This window comes from Pseudomonas sp. HMSC063H08, assembly GCF_001813645.1.
GTDB classification, from domain to species: domain Bacteria; phylum Pseudomonadota; class Gammaproteobacteria; order Pseudomonadales; family Pseudomonadaceae; genus Pseudomonas; species Pseudomonas aeruginosa.
Genome location: NZ_KV813448.1, coordinates 1 through 488, shown reverse-complemented (window position 1 = coordinate 488; position 488 = coordinate 1). Strand labels below are relative to the sequence as shown.

1 pseudogene is annotated in these 488 nt (G+C 65.0%); it reads right to left on the bottom strand.

The window, feature by feature from the left end:
• A pseudogene (locus HMPREF2924_RS15405) lies at positions 1-488 on the bottom strand (DEAD/DEAH box helicase); the annotation flags it as partial.

The following is a 488-nucleotide window of genomic DNA, read 5'->3' as shown; positions in this document are numbered from 1 at the left end:
GCCATCGATCGCTCCATGCGTTTGGCCTGCCGATCGCTGAAGACGAAGTCGCCCTTGGCGTCCATCAGGTTGATGAACTCCGAGACGTTGTCCACCAACATCGTGGCCAGGAAGTCCTCGCCGAAGTCGTTCAGCAGGCGCTCCGCCCTGACCGGGCCGATGGTTGGAATCCGACACATCGACGTGAGGATCGTTGCGCGCCGGTTGCCGCCGTTGGGCTTGCCTGGCCGGATCAGCGTCCAGAGCGCCCCACGACAGGAGGAACAGGTACGTCGACGGTCACCACGCTCGAACTCCTCCACCGTGACCAGGTTGCCTTCCAGGTCCTCGAGGACCTGGCCGCAATCCGGGCACGCAGCGAGCAATTGGCCGCCGGCGGCGCGCTTCTTCCAGCAGGCGAGCCGCCAATGGAAACCCATCCGCATCCGCACGCGGCCGAGGATGAAGAACTCCTGGCGTCCGTCGTAGGCGTCGCCCATCTGATCTCG